General features: G+C 74.0%; 13 protein-coding genes. 7 read left to right on the plus strand and 6 right to left on the minus strand.

Annotated elements, in window-relative coordinates; genetic code table 11:
• Positions 1-280: 280 nt before the first annotated feature.
• On the minus strand, positions 281-3,208 hold the full coding sequence (gene secA / locus JQX11_RS29580; RefSeq protein WP_204928218.1) for a preprotein translocase subunit SecA: 2,928 nt from the start codon (positions 3,206-3,208) through the stop codon (positions 281-283).
• Between the two features lie 170 nt (positions 3,209-3,378).
• Between secA and JQX11_RS29585 the strand changes: the two genes are divergently transcribed.
• The gene (locus JQX11_RS29585; protein WP_204928219.1) at positions 3,379-4,533 is read left to right on the plus strand and encodes a GNAT family N-acetyltransferase; all 1,155 of its coding nucleotides are present in this window, start codon (positions 3,379-3,381) and stop codon (positions 4,531-4,533) included.
• The gene (locus tag JQX11_RS29590) at positions 4,530-5,663 is read left to right on the plus strand and encodes a GNAT family N-acetyltransferase (RefSeq protein WP_204928220.1); all 1,134 of its coding nucleotides are present in this window, start codon (positions 4,530-4,532) and stop codon (positions 5,661-5,663) included. The genes JQX11_RS29585 and JQX11_RS29590 overlap by 4 nt, the downstream gene beginning before the upstream one ends.
• A 90-nt stretch (positions 5,664-5,753) precedes the next feature.
• On the opposite strand, the gene hpf is transcribed toward JQX11_RS29590, so the two are convergent.
• From hpf to mtrA, 5 genes are all read right to left on the minus strand, one after another.
• On the minus strand, positions 5,754-6,374 hold the full coding sequence (hpf, locus tag JQX11_RS29595; RefSeq protein ID WP_204928221.1) for a ribosome hibernation-promoting factor, HPF/YfiA family: 621 nt from the start codon (positions 6,372-6,374) through the stop codon (positions 5,754-5,756).
• Between the two features lie 257 nt (positions 6,375-6,631).
• Positions 6,632-7,333, minus strand: coding sequence for a ComF family protein (locus JQX11_RS29600; protein WP_204928222.1), 702 nt, complete (start codon positions 7,331-7,333; stop codon positions 6,632-6,634).
• Positions 7,334-7,340: 7 nt separating this feature from the next.
• On the minus strand, positions 7,341-9,164 hold the full coding sequence (locus JQX11_RS29605) for an LpqB family beta-propeller domain-containing protein (RefSeq protein ID WP_204928223.1): 1,824 nt from the start codon (positions 9,162-9,164) through the stop codon (positions 7,341-7,343).
• Positions 9,161-10,855 (minus strand): MtrAB system histidine kinase MtrB, encoded by a 1,695-nt coding sequence (gene mtrB / locus JQX11_RS29610; protein ID WP_372444655.1) that lies wholly within the window; start codon positions 10,853-10,855, stop codon positions 9,161-9,163. The genes JQX11_RS29605 and mtrB overlap by 4 nt, the downstream gene beginning before the upstream one ends.
• Before the next feature lie 76 nt (positions 10,856-10,931).
• Positions 10,932-11,621 (minus strand): MtrAB system response regulator MtrA, encoded by a 690-nt coding sequence (gene mtrA, locus JQX11_RS29615; RefSeq protein ID WP_067306208.1) that lies wholly within the window; start codon positions 11,619-11,621, stop codon positions 10,932-10,934.
• A gap of 215 nt (positions 11,622-11,836) precedes the next feature.
• On the opposite strand from mtrA, the gene JQX11_RS29620 reads away from it, so the two are divergent.
• The 5 genes from JQX11_RS29620 to JQX11_RS29640 are packed head-to-tail and all read left to right on the plus strand — an operon-like array spanning position 11,837 to position 16,998.
• Positions 11,837-12,682 (plus strand): hypothetical protein, encoded by an 846-nt coding sequence (locus tag JQX11_RS29620; protein ID WP_204928224.1) that lies wholly within the window; start codon positions 11,837-11,839, stop codon positions 12,680-12,682.
• The gene (locus JQX11_RS29625; RefSeq protein WP_204928225.1) at positions 12,679-13,278 is read left to right on the plus strand and encodes a DUF4129 domain-containing protein; all 600 of its coding nucleotides are present in this window, start codon (positions 12,679-12,681) and stop codon (positions 13,276-13,278) included. The genes JQX11_RS29620 and JQX11_RS29625 overlap by 4 nt, the downstream gene beginning before the upstream one ends.
• Entirely contained in the window at positions 13,275-14,705 is a 1,431-nt protein-coding gene (locus JQX11_RS29630) for a DUF4350 domain-containing protein (protein ID WP_232378852.1), read from the plus strand. The genes JQX11_RS29625 and JQX11_RS29630 overlap by 4 nt, the downstream gene beginning before the upstream one ends.
• Positions 14,702-15,691 (plus strand): AAA family ATPase, encoded by a 990-nt coding sequence (locus JQX11_RS29635; RefSeq protein WP_204928226.1) that lies wholly within the window; start codon positions 14,702-14,704, stop codon positions 15,689-15,691. Before JQX11_RS29630 ends, JQX11_RS29635 begins: the two co-directional genes overlap by 4 nt.
• Complete coding sequence (locus JQX11_RS29640) at positions 15,688-16,998, plus strand: DUF58 domain-containing protein (RefSeq protein WP_204928227.1); 1,311 nt, start codon at positions 15,688-15,690, stop codon at positions 16,996-16,998. The genes JQX11_RS29635 and JQX11_RS29640 overlap by 4 nt, the downstream gene beginning before the upstream one ends.
• Positions 16,999-17,001 lie beyond the last annotated feature (3 nt).

Consider the following 17,001-nt stretch of genomic DNA (forward strand, 5'->3'; position numbering starts at 1 on the left):
CCCACAGATGCTCAATCACCTGCCGATGACCCGCTGTCAACACATGCGCCCGCGCCATCCCCACTCCTTCGACCGATCCATACCGTGATCAACGATCACTTGCACAGACCGGTCGAACCCGCCTCTTCGAAGCTGACGCAAACCTCTTGATCACCGGGCAAAGGCGGGGTCCTCTTGATCACCGCACAAAGGCAGGGGCGCAAAGGCGGGGACGGGAACGGGAACGCCCTCCCGCTCGACAGAGCGGGAGGGCGTTCCCGGATCAGGCTGGGGTGGTGGGTCAGGCGCCGCCGTTGGGGGCGCCGTGGCAGCGCTTGTACTTGCGGCCGGAGCCGCAGGGGCAGGGGGCGTTGCGGGACGGGCCACCCTCGGCGGCCCGGTCGACCGGGCCGGTGTTCCGCCGGGCGCTGCTGGCCGCGGCGGCCTGACCGCTCGCCCCGGCGGCAGCCGGCCGACGGGACCCACCGGCGGCCGGACGGGCCTGCGACGGAGCCTGCGGCTGCCCACCCCCGATGCCGAGCGCCGGGGCGGACGGCTCGGGCTCGGGCCGCTCCACGGCCACCGCACCCGCGCCCGCCTCACCGTCGATCGTGGGGGCGGAGTATTGCAGCCCCTGCTGCTGCGGCGCCCGGTTCAGACCCTTGGCCCGGATCTCGACCGGCTTCTCCAGCAGCTGGACCTCCTCGGCCTCCGGCTCCGGCTCCTGGACCTGCACCTCCAGGTTGTAGAGGAAGCCGACCGTCTCCTCCTTGATGCCCTCCATCATCGTGGCGAACATGTCGAAGCCCTCGCGCTGGTACTCGATGACCGGGTCGCGCTGGGCGTACGCCCGCAGGCTGATGCCCTCCTGGAGGTAGTCCATCTCATAGAGGTGCTCGCGCCACTTGCGGTCGATGACCTGGAGCAGCACCATCCGCTCCAACTGGCGGGTGGCCTCCTCGCCGAGGTTCTCCTCCCGCCGGTCGTACGCGGCGTTCGCGTCCTCGCGGAGGCGGGCCAGCAGGAAGTCCTGGTCGAGGCCCGCCCGGGAGCCGACCTCCTCCTCCAGCTCCTCGATGGTGACGCCCACCGGGTAGAGCTGCTTGAGGCTGGCCCAGAGCTGCTCGAGATCCCAGTCCTCGGCGTAACCGTCGCTGGTGGCGCCCACCACGTACGCGCCGACGGTGTCGTCGATCATGTTGCGGACCTGGTCGGAGAGGTCCTCGCCGTTGAGCACCCGCAGCCGCTCGGCGTAGATCACCTGGCGCTGCTTGTTGAGCACCTCGTCGTACTTGAGGACGTTCTTACGGATCTCGGCGTTCTGGCCCTCGATCTGGGCCTGGGCGTTCTTGATCTGCCGGGTGACCATCTTCGACTCGATGGGCACGTCCTCCGGGATGTTGAACCGCTCCATCACCGCCTCGACCGCACCGGCCCGGAACCGCTTCATCAGCTCGTCCTGGAGCGACAGGTAGAACCGGGACTCGCCCGGGTCACCCTGCCGGCCGGCCCGGCCGCGTAGCTGGTTGTCGATCCGGCGGGACTCGTGCCGCTCGGTGCCGAGCACGTAGAGGCCACCGGCGGCGGCCACCTCCTCGGCTTCGGTCTCGCACGCCTGCTTCCAGGTGGGCAGGACCTCCTCCATCGCCTTGGCGTACTCCTCCTCCTGCTCGACCGGGTCGAGGCCGCGCTGGCGCAGCTCGCTGGCGGCGAGGAACTCGGCGTTGCCGCCGAGCAGGATGTCGGTGCCCCGGCCGGCCATGTTGGTGGCGACGGTGACCGCGCCCTTGCGGCCGGCCTGGGCGACGATCTCGGCCTCGCGGGCGTGGAACTTCGCGTTCAGCACGGAGTGCGGGATGCCCCGGCGGCGCAGCAGCGTGGACAGGATCTCGGAGTTCTCCACCGAGACGGTGCCCACGAGCACCGGCTGGCCGGCCTGGTGCCGCTCGGCGATGTCCTCGATGACCGCGTTGAACTTGGCCTTCTCGGTCTTGTAGATGACGTCGGCCTTGTCCATCCGGACCATCGGCCGGTGCGTCGGGATGGTCACCACGCCGACCTTGTAGACCTTGTTGAACTCGCCCGCCTCGGTCTGGGCGGTACCGGTCATGCCGGAGAGCTTCTCGTAGAGGCGGAAGTAGTTCTGGAGGGTGATGGTGGCCAGGGTCTGGTTCTCCTGCTTGATCTCCACCCCCTCCTTGGCCTCGATCGCCTGGTGCATGCCCTCGTTGTAGCGGCGGCCGTGCAGGATGCGCCCGGTGAACTCGTCGACGATCAGGACCTCGCCGTCGCTGACGATGTAGTCCTTGTCGCGCTTGTAGAGCTCCTTGGCCTTGATCGCGTTGTTGAGGTAGCCGACCAGCGGGGTGTTCACCGATTCGTAGAGGTTGTCGATGCCGAGCCGGTCCTCGACCTTGGCCACGCCGCGCTCGGTGACCGCGATGGTGCGCTTGGCGTAGTCGACCTCGTAGTCGCCCTCGCCGTCCTTGCCGGCCTGGAGGCGGGCCACCACCCCGGCGAACTCGCCGTACCAGCGGGCGGAGTGCTCGGCCGGGCCGGAGATGATCAGCGGGGTCCGGGCCTCGTCGATCAGGATCGAGTCGACCTCGTCGACCACGGCGAAGTTGTGCCCGCGCTGGACAAGTTCCTCGTGGGACCAGGCCATGTTGTCGCGCAGGTAGTCGAAGCCGAACTCGTTGTTGGTGCCGTAGGTGATGTCGCACTCGTAGGCGGCCTTGTGCTCGGCGGCCGGCCGGTTGGGCAGCACCACGCCGACGGTCAGGCCGAGGAACTCGTGCACCTGACCCATCCAGGCGGCGTCGCGCTGGGCCAGGTAGTCGTTGACGGTGACCACGTGCACGCCCTTGCCGGAGAGCGCGTTGAGGTAGACCGCCATGACCGAGGTCAGCGTCTTGCCCTCACCGGTCTTCATCTCGGCGATGTTGCCGAAGTGCAGCGCCGCGCCACCCATCACCTGGACGTCGTACGGCCGCTGGCCGAGCACCCGGGCGGCCGCCTCGCGCACCGTGGCGAACGCCTCGGGCAGCAGGTCGTCGAGGGTCTCACCATCGGCGAGCCGCTCCCGGTACTGGTCGGTCAGTGATCTCAGCTCGTCGTCGGTGAGGTTGACGTAGTCGTCCTCGATCGAGTTGACGGCGGCGGCGATGGCCTTCAGCCGGCGCACCATACGGCCCTCGCCCGCGCGGAGGACCCTTTCCAGAATCGACACGGATCAACGCTCCCCTAGACAGTCTCGAACCATCGTAGGCGCTCAGTCGGCGCAATGGTCACTGGTGGCGGCGGTCCGACCCGACCAAACCGACATAACGCTCGGCTCAACCCGCCGCCCGGTGGTTATCCGGTTACGCCCACCGCGAACGATCCGGCACGATGACCCGCATGGAGCCTGTGGAGATCATCGAGGACGGCCTGCTGCTGCGTCCGTGGCTCGCCTCGGACGCGGACGACGTGCACCGGGCTTGCCAGGACCCGGACATCCAGCGCTGGACCACCGTACCGCGTCCGTACCGGCCTGAACACGCCCACGGGTTCGTCACCGGGATGAGCGCCCGTGCCTGGGCCGACGGCAGCGGTGCGCCGTTCGCGGTCTGCGACGCCGCCACCGGCGAACTGCTCGGCTCCTGCGGCCTGGTCGCGATCGACCGGGAGGTCGAGACCGGCGAGATCGGCTACTGGACCGCCCCCTGGGCCCGGGGCCGGGGGGTCACCGTGCGGGCCACCCGGGCGGTCGCCCGCTGGGCCTTCGACGCCCTGGTGCTGCGTCGGCTGATCTGGCAGGCCGAGGTGGGCAACCACGCCTCCCGGCTGGTCGCCCTGCGGGCCGGCTTCCAGATCTCCGGTGAGCTGCGGCTCGCCCGGCCCGCCGGGAACGGCCGGGTCGAGGGCTGGGTCGGCTCGCTGCTGCCCGGCGAGGTGCCGGCGGCTGGCGCGGACGGTCCGGCCGGGCCGGGCACCCTGGACGCCCGGCGGGCCACCGTGTTCGGCCGGCCGCAGCCCGTCCTGTTCGCCACCGCCGGGGACACCGAGCTGCGGTTGCGACCGATGGAGGAACGCGACCTGGACGGGGTGGTCGCCACCTGCCAGGACCCGGACACCGTCCGGTGGACCAGCGTGCCGCACCCCTACCAGCACACCGACGCCGAGGGCTACCTGACCTACGGCGGGCTGGCCTGGGCGCGGGGCAGCAGCGCGTGTTTCGTGCTCGCCGACCCGGACGACGCCTTCGCCGGCACCGTCGACCTGCGGTTGAACCCCGTCGACCCGCTGCGGGCCGAGGTCGGCTTCATGACCGCGCCGCACGCCCGGGGCCGGGGCTGGATGCCGGCCGCGCTGGGCGCGCTCGCCGCCTGGGGCGTCACCGGCCTCGGCCTGGTCCGGGTCGAGTGGAAGGCCCACGTCGGCAACACCGCCTCGCGCCGGGCCGCCGAGAAGGCCGGCTTCACCGTCGAGGGCACGCTGCGGGGCGGCGTGTCGCACCGGGGTGAGCGGGTCGATGCCTGGGTCGGCGCGCTGCTCGCCGAGGACCTGGCGTGACGCCGGAGGTCATCGAGGCCGGACCGGTGCGGCTGCGGCCGTTGCGGCCGGACGACGCCGAGGACCTCGCCGCCGGCCGCGACGATCCGGTGAACCTGCGGTTCAAGCCGGTGGGGATGCCGCATCCCTACACGGTCGCCGACGCGCACTGGTGGATCTCCGAGGGCGCCCCGGCGGCGTGGCGCGGCGGCGGCGCCGCGTACGCGATCGTCGATGCCGGAACCGACCGGCTGGTCGGCGGGGCCGGGCTCAGTCAGGTGGCACCGGGTCGGGGGCAGGCGGAGCTGGGCTACTGGGTGGCACCGCGGGCCCGGCGGCGCGGGATCGCCACCGCCACCACCCGGGCCCTGGCGACGGCCGCGTTCCAGGCCGGCCTGGCCCGGCTGGAGCTGCTGATCAGGGCCGAGAACCCGGCCAGCCAGCGGATCGCGCTGGCCGCCGGTTTCCACCCCGAAGGGGTACGCCGGGCAGCCGGCGCGGGCCGCGACGGCGACCGGTACGACCTGCTCGCCTGGGTACGCCTCGCCGACGACCCGCCCGGCCCGGTCCCGCGCCTGCTGCCGGACCTGCCCGACGGGCGGCTCACCGACACGGTGGTGACCCTACGCCGGCTCACACCTGCCGACGCCGAGGTGCTGCACCGGTTGCACACCCGCCCCGAGGTGGTGGCGACCCGGGTCCGTCCGGTTGCACCGACCAGGGCGGACATCGACCGGCGCTGCGCGGTCGCGGAGAGCGAATGGCTGACCGGCCGGGCGGCCGACCTCGCGGTGTGCGACGCGGTGACCGGCACGATGGTCGGTGGTTGCGCGCTGATCTACGACGAGCCGGCCACCGGCCAGGCGATGATCGGCTACAGCCTGCTGCCCGGGGCGCGGGGGCGGGGGCTGGCCACCCGGGCGGTCCGGCTGCTGGCCGGCTGGGCGTGCGGCCCGGTGGGACTGGCCCGCCTCTGGGCCGGCGCGGCCACCTGGAACACCGCCTCCCAGCGGGTGCTGGACCGGGCGGGCTTCCACCGGGAGGGCGTGATGCGCGCCCGCCTCCCCGCCCCGACGCCGGACACCCCCCGCCCCGACACCGTCCTCTGGTCCTTCCTGGCTACCGATCCCCACCCCCTCCCACCGCGGTGATCAAGAGGTTCGCGTCAGATGGATCTTCGAAGGTGACGCGAACCTCTTGATCGACACCGCCGGGTGGGCGGGGAGAGCGGGGCGGGTGGGTCAGGTGTCGAGGGAGATGATGCCGTAGTCGTAGGCGTGGCGACGGTAGACGACGCTGGGGCGGCCGGACTCCTTGTCGTGGAACAGGTAGAAGTCGTGGCCGACGAGTTCCATCTGGAACAGGGCGTCATCGACGGTCATCGGGTCGGCGGGGTGCACCTTCGCCCGCGCGATGTGCCAGGGCTGGTCGTCGTGCTCCTCCGGGCGCTCCTCGACGGCGGTGGCCGTGCCACCGGCGGACACGTTCGCGTCGTCCAGGCCGGCCACCGGCAGACCGGCGGTGGCGGCGGCGACCGAGATCGGCGCGTGCCGCCCCCGGTGTACGCGGCGACGGTCGGCCGCCCGGCGCAGTCGGGTGTCCAGCTTGGCGATCGCGGCGTCCAGTGCGCTGTAGAAGTCGTTCGTGCAGGCCTCGGCCCGGATCACCGGACCCCGGGAGACGCAGGTGATCTCCACTCGCTGGCAGGTGTCGGACTGCCGGGGATTGCGTTCGTGGAACAGCTCCACATCGACCCGGATGAGCTTGTGATCGTAGCGTTCGATTTTTGCGAGTTTCTCCGCTACGTGTACCCGGTAATGGTCCGGCACTTCGACGTTTCGACCCTTGACCACGATGTCCACGTGACCTCCCTTTTCCGGATGGCCGGCTGATCTTTCGAATCCGGCCGCGCGACCTCGGGAGGGCCCCTGGGAGCGTCGACCGGTCAGGTACGGCTACGCCTCCTTCCACCGTCGGGGGCTGGTGGGAAAACTTCCTACCCCCGACACGAAAACGCTAACTCCTGTACGGGCGACAGTCACCCCCGGTTGCGGGAAACCCTCAGAGAATTAACAGCAACCAACACCATGGGGTGAAACGGAAACACGAAGCGTCACCATCACCGCCGTTTTTGCGTTGCACCCAGCACGGCCGCGCCGTATGGCGTCATTCCCGCCGCACGCAAAGTCCGACTCACCGCCGCCAGGGTCGCCCCGGTGGTCAGGATGTCGTCCAGCACCACTACCGCCCGGCCACCGGAGCCCCGCCCGGCCCAACCGGGCCGCAGCCGGAACGCCGACTGGGCCGCCGCGGCCCGCCCCGCCCGGTCCAGCTCCACCGAATCCGGCCGGGGCAACGCCCGCACCGGCACCGCCGTCCGCACGTCCCAGCCGGCCCGCCGCAACCGGATCGCCGCGTGCCGGGCCAACCGGGTCAGGTGGTCGCCGTAGCGCTCCCGGGCTGCCGCCGCCCGGTCCGGCACCGGCACCAGCAGCACCGGCCGGGCCTCGCCCACCGAGGCCGCCACCACCTCCGCCAGCAACCCGCCCAACGGCCGGGCCAGCCCGTGCCGACCCCGTTCCTTGTACGCCAGCAGCGCCTCCCGCAGCGGCCCCGCGTACGGGCCGAGGGCGTGGCACGGGGGCAGGTCGGGCGGGGCCGAGGTGGGGCGCGCCGGCACCGGGCGCAGCGCGGCGAGCCCGCGTACGCACTGCGGGCAGCAGCCCTGCCGCAGGCGCGCGTCCCGCCGGCCGCACCCCGCGCACCCGGTCGGGAAGACCAGATCGGTCAGATCGGCCCAGAGCCCGCCCACGTCCGGCACGGCGTGCTCAGAACAGGAAGAACGGCGCGGTCGGGCTGCCCGCCCGGCCACCGGCGGGCGGAGGCGGCACGTCGAGCACCTGCTCGCCCCGGATAGTCTCCGCCGACGACGCCCGGAAGCGGTAGGAGACCCCGTTGGCCTCGTACATCATCATCACCGTCGGCAGCACGTACGTCGGGTTGCCCGGGTACACCGCCAGGTGGGTCACCCGGGCGCCCACGTCGGTGACCAGCGGAGTCTGCTGCACCCCGTCCACGCCCACCTCGTACACGGCGGAACGGTTGGTGGAACCGGCCACGGCCAGCGCGTTCTCCTGCGCCCAGTCCACCGCCGACAGGTCGGTCAGCGTGGTGGCGACATGGCGTACCGGGCCGAGCGAGACCACCCCGCCGTCGAGGCTGGCCGTGCTGAGACAGAGCCGCCCACCGACGATCAGCGCGATCCGGTGTCCGTCCAGCGAGGCGGCCACCGCGCTGACCGGACCCGCCACGCCCACCGGCACCGGCACCATCCGGGCCCGGTCGTCGAACCGGTAGAGCCGCCCGTCGGCCACCACCAGCCCGTACGGCTGGGCCGCACCGAGCGGACGCAGCCAGACCGGCCGGCCGATCGCCGCGAAGGTCTGCGCCCCCGGGGTCATCACCTGCACCGGTGCCACCCCCGACCCGGTGACCAGCCGCTGCCGGCCGCCACCGGCGGTGGTGACCAGAGCCGCGAGGGTCTTCTCGGCGGTCCGCCGCACGGCGGCCGAGACGACGTCGTGGTTGTCCTCGGTGCGGATCGGCACGGTGCCGATCGCCTCGGCCTCGAAGGCGAGCGGGTGGATCGCCCCGGCGTAGACGGTGAACCGCTGCGGCCCCTGCGTGAGCGGGTAGACCGCGTTGGCCAGGCGGTGCGCGGCGAGGTCGTCGATGGTCACCCGGGACTGGTTGCGGGTGGTGAGCTGGAGCGGCCCGTCCAGGTCGGACAGCGACCAGGCCAACTGGATGCCGAGCTTCTCCAGCTTGCGCCGGTCGTCGCCGGGCAGGTCGAGGTTGACCTCCCACCGGCCGTCGGTCTTGACGGCGTTGTTGATCAGGGCGGTGCGGTCCGGCAGGCCGCTCACCCCCTGCCGCAGCCACTCCGACGGTCCGGCGATCAGCCACTTGACCGCCTCGCTGACCAGCCGCTCGGCCGGCACGGCCAGCGGCAGGTAGCGCTGGTCGGCGACCAGCCGGGTGGCGTCGGAGTTCCAGAAGTAGACCGTCCGGGTCTGGTAGTAGTCCCGCAGGGACAGCGTGTCGAGCAGCAGCACGGAGGGCGGATCGGTGACGTAGTAGCCGCCGGCCTCGGTGCCCTCCTGGCCCGGCTCGGCGGAGCCGCGCAGCGAGAACTGGTACTCGGTGTCGGTCACCACCGGCGGGCCGAGCACCCCGTTGGCCCGCAGCACCCCCACCTGCTGCACCGGCACCCGGACGGTGAGCAGGCCACTGGCGTTCTCGGTGATCACCGGATTCTCGATCAGCCGGACCACGTTGATCGCGACCTCGCTGCCCTGCTTCTCGGCGAGCCGGTTGCGGTCCTCCCGGGCGATGAACTGCTTGACCCGGGCGTACGCCCGCTCGGGCTCGCCGGCCGCGGCGGCCAGGAAGTTGCGGACGAACGCTTCCCGGTCGGCGCCGCTGGCCGTCCGGGTGGGGGGTTCGCCGCGAGCGAAGCTGGACGAGCCCGCCGACGCGGCCGGCCCGGAGCCGTCGACCTGCACGTCGGTGCGGTCGGGGATGCCACAGCCGGCGACGGCGGCCAGCAGTGCGGCGCAGAGCAGCCCGGCCAGGGCCCGGGGCCGGTTCACGACCGGGCCTCCGCCCGCTCGTCGGCACCGGTGGCGGACCCGGGGCCGATGGCCAGCACACCCCCGCCGGCCGGTCCGATGGCCAGCAGGTCGCCGTCGCGGGGGCCACCGAACGGCAGGGTGGCGTCGGCGGGCACCAGCCGCAGCGGTGAGGTGGTGAGCCGGTCCCCGGAGCGGACCGGCAGGGTGAGCCGGAACTGGGCGCCCTGCCCGGGAGCGCCCCACGCCTCCAGCCAGCCGCCGTGCAGCCGGGCGTCCTCCAGGCTGATCGACAGGCCCAGCCCCGTGCCGCCGGTCTGCCGGGCCCGGGACGGGTCGGCCCGCCAGAACCGGTTGAAGACCAGCTTCTCCTCGCCCGGCTTCAGCCCGACGCCGTGGTCGCGGACGGTGACCGCGACGGCGGTCTGGTCGACGCCGAGGGTGATCACCACCGGCTTCGCCTCGCCGTGCTCCACGGCGTTGCCGACCAGGTTGCGCAGCACCCGCTCGACCCGGCGCGGGTCCACCTCGGCGATGACCGGGGTGGTCGGCACGGCCAGCTCGATGGTTACGCCGACCCGTTCGGCCAGCCCGGCGAGGCGGTCGGCGACCCGGTGCACCACCGGCACCAGGTCGGTCGGCTCGGAGTCGAGCATCGCGAAGCCGGCGTCGAAGCGGCTGATCTCCAGCAGGTCGGTGAGCAGCTCCTCGAACCGGTCCAGCTCCGCCTGGAGCAGCTCGGCGCTGCGGGCCACCGCCGGGTCGAACTCGTCACGCTCGGCGAAGATCAGGTCGGCGGCCATCCGGACGGTGGTCAGCGGGGTCCGCAGCTCGTGCGAGACGTCGGAGGTGAACCGGCGTTGCAGGCGGGACATCTCCTCCAGGCGGAGGATCTGCCGTTGCAGGTTGGTCGCCATCTGGTTGAACGAGGCGGCGAGCAGGGCGAGGTCGTCCTCGCCGTCGACGACCATCCGCTGGTCGAGCAGGCCGGCGGAGAGCCGTTGGGCGGTGCGCGCGGCGACCCGGACCGGGGTCACCACCAACCGGGTGACCAGGGCGGCGAGCAGGCCCAGCAGCAGTACCAGGGCCACCCCGGTGGCCAGCACGGTGGCCCGCGCGTCGGCGGCGGTGGCGTCCTGCCGGTTGAGCGGGACGAGATAGTACAGCTCCAGCTGGCCGAAGCGGGTCGGCACCGGGGAGCCGTAGACCAGGTACTTCGTCCGTTCGCCGGCGAGTCGTCCGGTGCGGATCTGGTGGGCCACCTTGCCGTCGGCGACGGCGGCCCGCAGCTCCCGGCTGACCAGCGGGCGCACGTCCATCGCCGGCGAGGTGCGGGTCTCGATGATGCCGGCGTAGTTGTCGGCGGTGATGGCGACCACCACCCCGCTGGTCTGCTGCGGGTCACCCCCGGCCAGGTAGTTGACCGTGCCCTCGATGGTGTCCTGGAGCTGCGCCTCCTGCGGCTGGCTGTAGAGGAAGAACTGCTTGGCCGAGTAGTCGCTGCCGTTGCGCAGCCGCAGCAGAACGTCGGTCTCGGCGTTGTCGAGCAGGATGCTGGTGATCTTGTCGGCGATGAGGTAGGCGAAGCCGCCGACCAGCAGGCTGGACACCACCAGCGTGATGGTCACCACCCGGACCTGCAACGACCGTCGCCAGGTCTGACGCAGGCCGGCGGTCACCCGCAGCGCGCGGCCCACCAGCCCGCGCCGCAGGGCCCGCGCGGCGGGACGCCAGCCGGCGGTGTGCTCGGGGGTGGGGGCGGGTGCACTGGTCACGGTGCAACCCAGGCTATCCGGTACCCGCCTTGTAGCCCACGCCCCGCACGGTCAGGATGATTTCCGGCCGCTCCGGATCCGGCTCGATCTTGGCGCGTAGCCGCTGCACGTGCACGTTGACCAGCCGGGTGTCCGCCGCGTGCCGGTAGCCCCAGACCTGCTCCAACAGGACCTCCCGGGTGAAGACCTGACGCGGCTTGCGGGCGAGCGCGACCAGCAGGTCGAACTCCAGCGGCGTCAGCTTCACCTCCTCGCCGTCGCGGCTGACGGTGTGCGCCGGCACGTCGATGGTGATCTGGTTGCCGGGCGGGCCGATGGTCAGCATCTCCGGTGCGACGTCCTCGCCCCGACGCAGCCGGGCCCGCATCCGGGCCACCAACTCCTTGGGCTTGAACGGCTTGACCACGTAGTCGTCGGCACCGGACTCCAGGCCGAGCACCACGTCGACGGTGTCGCTCTTGGCGGTCAGCATGACGATCGGCACGCCCGATTCGCCACGGATCGCCCGTGCCACGTCGATACCGCTCATTCCAGGCAGCATCAGGTCGAGCAACACGATATCGGGGCGACTGTCCCGGAACGCGGCCAACGCCCGTTCCCCGTCGGCGACGAAGGAGGGCAGGAAACCCTCGCTGCGCAGGACGATGCCGAGCATCTCGGCGAGCGCGGGGTCGTCGTCGACCACCAGTACCCGGGCTCTCATGGGGTTTATGTTTCCATCCCCGTTCAGTTGGTGGGATCGGCGTCTGGATGGCACGGTACTGCCGGACGAGGTGCCTCCGCACGTCCCACGCGCGATATCTCCCCCGATGACCGCATCGCGTGAGCCGCACGGTGGGTCCGCCCGGCCGGTCGTCCCGTGTCACCATGATCCCCGGGCAGGTCGCCGCCCGCCAGCCACCATCCGCAGGAGTACGCGTGCCCGACGTCGGCCCGACCGCCGTGCTTCCCCGGCGTCCGCTCACCGTCGGCGAACTGCTCGACTCCGCCGTCCTGCTGCTGCGCGACCAGGGCCGGGTGCTGGTCCCGCTGGGCGTCCTGCTCGCCGCCGGTGAACAACTGCTGCTGTATCCGCTGCGCCGGCTCGCCGACGCGCTGCCCCCGGTCTGGTGGAGCGACAGCGGGGTGTTCCCGCTGTGGTGGCAACTGCTCGCCGTGGGCGCCGCCGCCGAGGCGGTGATCGTCCTGCTGCTCGGCAACCCGGCAGCGCGGGCGGGCGGCGCGGCGCTGCTCGGCCGCCGGGCCACGATGGCGGAACTGCTCCGCCCGGCCGGCGCCCGCTGGGGCGTCACCCTGCTGCTCGCCCCGGCGGTGGGCCTGCTGATGCTGATCGCGGCGCTGCTCGGCCCGGCCTGGCTGGTCGGCTACGGGCTGCTCGGCTCGGTCGCCGCGGCGGTGGTGCTGGACCGGGTGCCCGGGGTGTCGGCGGTGCCCCGGGCGGCCCGCGTCGCGGTGCGGGGCCGGGCCGCCGCCGTCCGGCTGCTGGGCTACCTCGGCTGGTGGGTGCTGCGGGTCGGGCTGGCCCTCGGTCTCTTCTTCGGCGTCGAGTCGCTGCACCTGGTCGACCTGGGCGACCCGGGCGTACGGGTCGCCGCCACCATGCTCGCCTTCGGCGCGGTGAACAGCGTCGCCTACCCCGCCCTGGCCTGCCTGGACGCGGTGATCCACCTGGACGTCCGGATGCGCACCGAAGGGCTGGACATCCAGCTCGCCCGTACCCCCGCGGGGCTCGTCGCGGCTCACCTGCCGGCGGTCGGCAGGTGAGCCGGTGGTGGACGGAGGCCGTCGCCGCGCTCGGCGACGTGCTGCCGCTGCCGCTGGCGGCGCTGCTGGTGGTGCTGCTGGCCGGGGCGGTGGCGCTCGCCTGGTACCACTTCCCGGCCTGGGTGCCCCGCCGGCTACCCCGGCTGCGGCTGCCCCGCCTGAGGATGCCCCGGTGGCGGCTGCCCCGGCGGCGACGCCGGACGGCCGACGGGCCGGGCGCGGTGGCGCTGCCCCGCCCCCGTACCGCCGACGACGACCTCCCGGCCGACACCGCGCGCTCCCTGGCCGACCGGCTGGCGGCCGAGGGCCGGTACGCCGAAGCCGTCCGCGAGCGGCTGCGGGCCATGGTCCGCCGGCTGATCGCGGTCGGCGCGGTGGCCCCCCGGGCCGGGATGACCGTCACCGAACTGACCGACGCGGCGGCCCGCGCCCGGCCCCCGGTCGACCCGCCGCTGCGCGCCGCCGGGGCCATCTTCGCCGAGCTGTGGTACGCCCAGCGCCCCGCCGCCGCCGACCACGACCGGCGGATGCGGGAACTCGCCGACGACCTGGACCGGGCGCTGTCCGCCCCACCACCGGACGGGGGCACCTGGTGACCGGCCCCGCCACCGCCACGGTCGGCGGTCCACCGCCGGCCCCGCCGGCTGCGGGCGGCCCGCCACCGGCCGCGCCCGTGCGGCGACGCCGCCGCCGGCACCGGGTGCTCGTGCCGTTGGCGCTGGCCGCCGCCCTGCTCGCCGGCACGATCGCCGCCCACGAGCTGGACCAGCCCGACCCGGGCGAGCCCGGCTTCCTCTCCCCGGTCGCCACCGACGACGACGGGGGCAGCCGCCTCGCCGACGCGCTACGCGCCCGGGGGGTCACCGTCGCCCGGGAGACCGACCTGCTACCGGCCCTGCTCGGCCTCGACCGTGGCCCGGCCACCCTCTTCGTCCCGGCGGCGGAGCTGCTGCACCCGGACACCCTCGGCGCGCTGGGCGAGCTGCCGGCCGGCCGACGGCTCGTCCTCGTCGACCCGTCCCGCCGGGTGCTCGAATCCGCCGGCCTGCCGCTGGTGCCGACCGACCGCCGCTGGGCCACCCGGGCGGTCTCCCCGGAGGCCGGCGGCCGGCCCTGCGCGGTGCCCGAGGCGACCCGGGCCGGGGTCGCCGCCGCCGGACTCCAGCGGTACGCCGCCACGCCCGGCACGGCGGCCGCCCTCGACCGTTGCTACGCCGACGGCCTGGTCCGGCTGCCCGGCCGGGCCGAGGTGGTGGTGATCGGCGCCAGCGACCCGTTCCGCAACGACCGGATCGCCGAGCACGGCAACGAAGCGCTCGCCACCGGCCTGCTCGGCGTCCACGGGCGGGTGGTCTGGTTGGACCTGGACGGCCCGGCACCGGCGCCGACGTTCGGCCGGCCCGGCGGCACCGGCGAGCCCGCCTGGTCACCCACCCCCGGCGGGTCCACGGGATACGACGGCGACGGCAGCGGCGAGGCCGGCCCGGGAGGCCCCGGCACCGCCACCGGTGACGGCGACGGTTCGGGTGACGCCCCCGACGCGGCCGGTCCCCCACCACCTGACGACCATCCGCTGCTGGACGCCTTCCCGCCCTGGTTCTGGGCGCTGCTGCTCCAGCTCGCCCTGGTCGCCCTGCTGATCGTGCTGTGGCGGGCCCGCCGGCTCGGCCCGCCGGTGACCGAGCCGCTGCCCGTCGAGGTCCGCTCCGCCGAGACCGTGCTCGGTCGGGCCCGGCTCTACCAGCGGGCCCGCGCCCGGGGCCCGGCCGCCGCGACCCTGCGTACCGCCGCGTTGGGGCGGCTGCGCGGCCGGCTCGACCTGCCCGCGACGCTCGGGCCGGCGGAGGTGGCGGCCCGGGTGGCCGGGCCGGCCGGCGGCAGCCCGGAGCAGATCCACGAGCTGCTCTTCGGCGCGGCCCCGCAGACCGACACCGAACTGCTGGAGCTGGCCCGGTCGCTGGACCGGCTGACCCGTACCGTGGCGGCAGCGCCCGGCCGTCCGACCGAAGGAGACCCCCGGTGACCCGACCCGCCACCACCGCCGAGCCCACGGCCGGCCCGGACGACGCCCGGGCCGCCCTGCACCGGCTGCGCACCGAGGTGGCCAAGGCGGTCGTCGGTCAGGACTCGGTGGTCACCGGCCTGGTGATCGCGCTGCTCTGCCGGGGCCACGTCCTGCTGGAGGGGGTGCCCGGGGTGGCGAAGACGCTGCTCATCCGTACCGTCGCCACCGCACTGGACCTGGACTCCAAGCGGGTCCAGTTCACCCCCGACCTGATGCCCGGTGACGTCACCGGTTCGTTGATCTTCGACCCGCGTACCGCCGCGTTCACCTTCCGGGAGGGGCCGGTCTTCACCAACCTGCTGCTCGCCGACGAGATCAACCGGACGCCGCCGAAGACCCAGTCGGCGCTGCTGGAGGTGATGGAGGAGCGCCAGGTGTCGGTCGAGGGCGCCCGCCGGCCGCTGCCGGACCCGTTCATCGTGGCCGCCACCCAGAACCCCGTCGAGTACGAGGGCACCTACCCGTTGCCCGAGGCGCAGCTCGACCGGTTCCTGCTCAAGCTGACCGTGCCGCTGCCCAACCGGGACGAGGAACTGGGGGTGCTGCGCGCCCACCACGCCGGGTTCGACCCACGTGACCTCGGCGCGGCCGGCGTACGCCCGGTGGCCGACGCCGCCGACCTCGCCGCCGCCCGGGAGGCCGTCGGTCGGGTGCACGTGGCCGAGCCGGTGCTCGCCTACATCGTGGACCTGTGCCGGGCCACCCGGGTCACCCCGGCGCTGGAGCTGGGCGCCTCACCCCGCGGGTCCACCGGGCTGCTCAGCACGGCGAAGGCGTGGGCCTGGCTGGCCGGCCGCGACCACGTCACCCCCGACGACGTGAAGGCCACCGCCCGGCCGACGCTGCGGCACCGGCTGCGGCTGCGCCCCGAGGTGGAGCTGGAGGGGGTCGGGGTCGACGCCGTGCTGGACACGGTGCTGGCCACCGTGCCGACCCCGCGATGACCTGGCGGGCGGCCGTCCTGCTGCTGGCGGGCGTGCCCACCCTGCCGTTCTGGCCGGATCCGGTGCCCGCCGTCGCCGTGATGACCGCCGTCGTGCTGCTGCTCACCGCCGTGGACCTGGCGCTCGCCGCCCCGCTGCACGGGCTCACCCTCGACCGGGAGGGCGACCGGGCCGTCCGGATCGGCCACCGGGCGACCGTCACGCTGCGCCTGGCCAACACCTCCGGCCGTACGCTGCGCGCCCAGGTGCTCGACGGGTGGGTGCCGTCGGCGGGGGCCCGTCCGGACGTACCACCGGCCCGGGTGTCCCGGGTCGGACCGGGCGGGGTGCTGGTGCTGCCCAACCGGCTCACCCCCACCCGGCGCGGCGACCGGCCGGCGGTGACGGTGACGGTGCGTTCGCTCGGGCCGCTCGGGTTGGCGTTCCGGCAGCGGGCCGGGCGGCCCGCCACCCCCGGCTGGACGCTGCGCGTGCTGCCCCGGTTCGACTCCCGGCGGCACCTGCCGGAGAAGCTGTCCCGGCTGCGGGTCATCGACGGCACCCAGGTCACCCGGGGCCGCGGCCAGGGCACCGAGTTCGACACCCTGCGCGAGTACGTGGTCGGCGACGACGTGCGCTCCATCGACTGGCGGGCCAGCGCCCGCCGCTCCGACGTGCTGGTCCGCACCTGGCGGCCGGAGCGCGACAGGCGGTTGGTGTGCGTGCTGGACACCGGCCGCACCTCGGCGGTGCGGGTCGGCGACGTACCCCGGCTGGACGCCGCCATCGACGCGGCGTTGCTGCTGACCGCGCTGGCCGCCCGGGCCGGCGACCGGGTCGACCTGCTGGCCGCCGACGCCACGATCCGGGCCACCGTCACCGGCACCGGACGGCGGGACCTGCTGCACCGGCTGGTCGACGCGCTCGCGCCGGTGCACCCGGCGCTGGTGGAGACCGACTTCGACCTGATCGTCGCGGAGATCCTGCGGCGGCACCGGCGGCGCAGCCTGGTGGTGCTGCTGACCGCGCTGGAGCCGGGCGCGCTCGCCGAGGGGCTGCTGCCGGTGCTGCCCCGGCTCGCCGCCCGGCACCGGGTGGTGGTGGCGGCCGTGCACGACCCGGTGCTCACCGCGTTGACCACCGGCCCGCCGGTACGCCCCGAGGACGCCTACGCCGCCGCGGCCGGCTGGCGGGCGCTCGCCGAGCGGGACCGGGTGCGCGCCGCCCTCGGCCGGTACGGCGTGACCGTGGTGGACGCCCCGGCGGACCGGCTCGCCCCGGCCCTGGCCGACACCTACCTCCGGCTCAAGGCCCTCGGTCAGCTCTGACCC

It is taken from the genome of Micromonospora humida, assembly GCF_016901255.1.
GTDB classification, from domain to species: Bacteria; Actinomycetota; Actinomycetes; order Mycobacteriales; family Micromonosporaceae; genus Micromonospora; species Micromonospora wenchangensis.